2 protein-coding genes and 1 pseudogene are annotated in these 2,914 nt (G+C 60.5%); 1 reads left to right on the top strand and 2 read right to left on the bottom strand.

Features of this window, described 5'->3' with window-relative positions; all coding sequences use genetic code 11:
* Positions 1 to 136: 136 nt before the first annotated feature.
* Positions 137 to 544 (bottom strand): GlsB/YeaQ/YmgE family stress response membrane protein, encoded by a 408-nt coding sequence (locus K8U03_12145; GenBank protein MCE9605635.1) that lies wholly within the window; start codon positions 542 to 544, stop codon positions 137 to 139.
* Positions 545 to 936: 392 nt separating this feature from the next.
* Positions 937 to 1,137: pseudogene (locus K8U03_12140) on the bottom strand (hypothetical protein).
* Between the two features lie 316 nt (positions 1,138 to 1,453).
* Between K8U03_12140 and K8U03_12135 the strand changes: the two are divergent.
* The coding region (locus tag K8U03_12135; GenBank protein ID MCE9605634.1) for a tetratricopeptide repeat protein at positions 1,454 to 2,914 on the top strand (1,461 nt) is incomplete at its 3' end.

The raw sequence follows: 2,914 nt of genomic DNA, 5'->3' as shown, positions 1-2,914 counted from the left end.
CTGCGTCCCCTGTCCGCAGTCGCACGCCGCCAAAATCTGACGACGGAATTCCTTCGAGTAAATCATCGATCACCTCCGGTGATCGCCTAGCCTACTCAACTCCCGCCGATCGCGCTACGGCAATTTGGGATGCGCTCTAGTCTTCGTATACGACCACGTCGCCCCGGCGATTGCGGCGCGTCGTAGGACGTCGGGCGGCTTGCACGATCTGCACGTTCGTCGGCCCGGTCGCCCCTTCGCGAAACATTCGGCCGGCCAAGATGCGATAGAACCCGAGCAGAATGAACGCTCCTCCCGTCGCGACGAGGAACCCCAACGGGCTGATCGGCGTGACCCGTTTGCCGTTGGTGAAGAACATCAACGTGCCGGAACCGATGACCGTGCCGCCGATCCCCATCATGAGCGTGGCGATCGTGCCGCCGGGATCGCGCCCGGGCATGATCGCTTTGGCGAGCAATCCGGCCAGCGTGCCGAAGCCGACCCAGGTGAGAATGTCATTCACCGAATGCTGCACGGCGTTGAGAAATTCCGGGCTGTCGAGCATGGGACCGCTTCCGCAAAAAGGGGAACCGCCGAAACGTAACCGAACGCCGCTGCAGATCGAACCGTGGGCCTTAGTTCATCCATCGACGAAATGACCCTGCGGAATTTTCTACTTTTGAGCATTTTGTCGTGCGCGAGCGCGGCACTTGCGTCATGAGCGCGATTGCGCCGCTAAAAAACGAAACGGCAAGACTACCGAGCCGATGAGGCCGGTAGTCTTGCCGTTACGAATAAGTTTGCGTTGGCGTCGGTCGGGCCTTACGGCGCGATCGGCACGGCAGCCGGCGCGGCGGCAGCCGGAGGCACCGCGGCCGGGGCTATTCCTACGCCGGCACCCGGAACGGGCGGGGGAGCAGGAGCGGCACCCCCCGACGAGCTTTGCGCGGCGGTTTCGGCTTGCAATGCCGCCGCCTCGCGCGAAAGCTTAAACTCGGGACCAGGTGCAAAGTATTGAACGTCGTCCGTAAGCCAATAGGGGCTCGGAAGTGTTTGGCCGCTAACGTCGACTTGGCAACCGGTCGTGCCCGCGACGGACAACAACCCTACTGCCACAACGCCGATTCGCTTCCAAGATTGGATGCCGGGCATCTTCATCGCCGGATACTCCGTATGCACATCACCCGCATTCACCTTCGCGATGTTGGGACTGGAAGCCCGAATACACATCACGACCGTTGCGGTTGTCAAAATCGCCACAATCGTTATCGGCAGAGCGACACTCGTACTTTCGGGCAAAACGGAAAAAGTCGCCGAAAAGCCCTGCTTTGACATGAAGAGTGCGAAAGGCGGGTGCCGGCACCTGTTTTGCCAGTGCCATCGGCACGGGGTATGTTGATAAGGTCGGTCTGCGGCTACCGTTAGGTCGCCTGGATGGAAAGACGTTGCAAGCTCGTTTCAGGGAGCGGAGATGATGGATCGTTCGATCGACCGTGGCTCGCCATCGCATCGCGGGTTGCTGCGCCTGGCCGCCATGATCTGCCTGCTGCTCAGTGTCGTCGGCGGAAGCGCAGCGCAAGTCCGCGGTCAGGTCATGCGCACCACGGTGCCGACCGACGGCTATTTCGTGGTGCTCGGCGGGCTTTATGACGGCGACTATGCTGCCGCTTTGCAAGGCTTTCAAAGCTGTCTACAAGGGGCGGTCAAGACGTCGAGCAGTTTCTGGATCGATTCGATCTGCTACCACACGATGTGCGGCGAGTGCTTGTTTCAGATGGGCCAACACGGCCCCGCGCTCGAACAATTCAATAAGGCCTTGCGGCTCCAGATTACGTTTAACGACTGGCTGATCCCGGTCAAGTTCAATCAAGTCATCACCCCCGCGCAGCAAGCTTCGCTTCGTCCGATTCCCTGGGGGCAGCCGCAGCGGCAGATGATCATCGGGTCGTTCCCCGACTCCATCTTGATCCAGCAGGGCTCGGTCGACCAGACGCAGAAGATCGCCAGCGGCGGCGGGGTGATTCAGCAAGCGACGCAGGTGCCGATCAATCCGCAAGAGATCGTCCGTTGCGTTTGCTTGTCGCTCCGACGACGACACCAAATCCTCGGACCTCTGGCCCCGTTCGACAAGCTGGCCGGAGAGTTGATCAGTGTTCTGACGAAACGCATGGTACAGCCGAACCACTGGAGCGAGGCGTGGGTCGACGTCATGCTCGGCTGTGCGTTCGCGGCGGTCGGCAAAGACGCGCAAGCGAAGCCTCTGTTCGACAAATCCATTCTGGCCGGCGGGCAATACGACCACCCGATGACGAGCGTTGCTCTGGTCGAGTTGGGCCGCATCGCGCTCATCTCCGGCAATTACGATCTGGCGACGAAGTACTTTCAAGAAGCGAGTTATTCCGCCTTCTACTTCGTCGACCCGATCGTCATGGAAGACGCGCTGCGACTCGCGGCGACCACCCATTTTCTGGCGAATCGGGGTGGTGCGTACGTGCCGTTGGCACTTGCCTCGAATTGGGCCCGTCTGCAGGGTTTCTATGAGATGTATGCGTCGCTGATGATCTTGATCGCGGAGAATCAATGTCTGCTCGATCAAGCGGATGCCGCCGCTACGACGCTTGACAACATTCGTTCGACGATCGGCCGGAGCAATATGCTCAAAGCTTGCGTCGGCGCACGGCTCAGCTTCACGCAAGCGCACGTGAACTATCAGCTCGGCAATTCCGCCGGCGGTGACACGGCCGTGAATTTCGCGCTCGCTTTCGCGCGCACCGGGTCTCTCTCTCTCTTTCGGATGGACTTAGCCGATCGGAAGACGGTCGATCGCTCGCTCACGACGCGCGAGGCTTCCGAAATCTTCAACGAGTTGCTGCGCGATCCGCAGCCCGGCCATTGGCTCTACGATCCGCTCGATGCTATGGCGACCCTCGTGCAT

This window comes from Planctomycetia bacterium (genome assembly GCA_021413845.1).
Taxonomy (GTDB): Bacteria; Planctomycetota; Planctomycetia; order Pirellulales; family PNKZ01; genus PNKZ01.
The sequence above is the reverse complement of the archived record's forward strand: the minus strand, read 5'-3'. Positions and strand labels throughout refer to the sequence as shown.

Coding starts and splice junctions, on each gene's coding strand:
- K8U03_12145 (MCE9605635.1), bottom strand. CDS start 544: ATGCTCGACAGCCCGGAATTTCTCAACGCCGTGCAGCATTCGGTGAAT.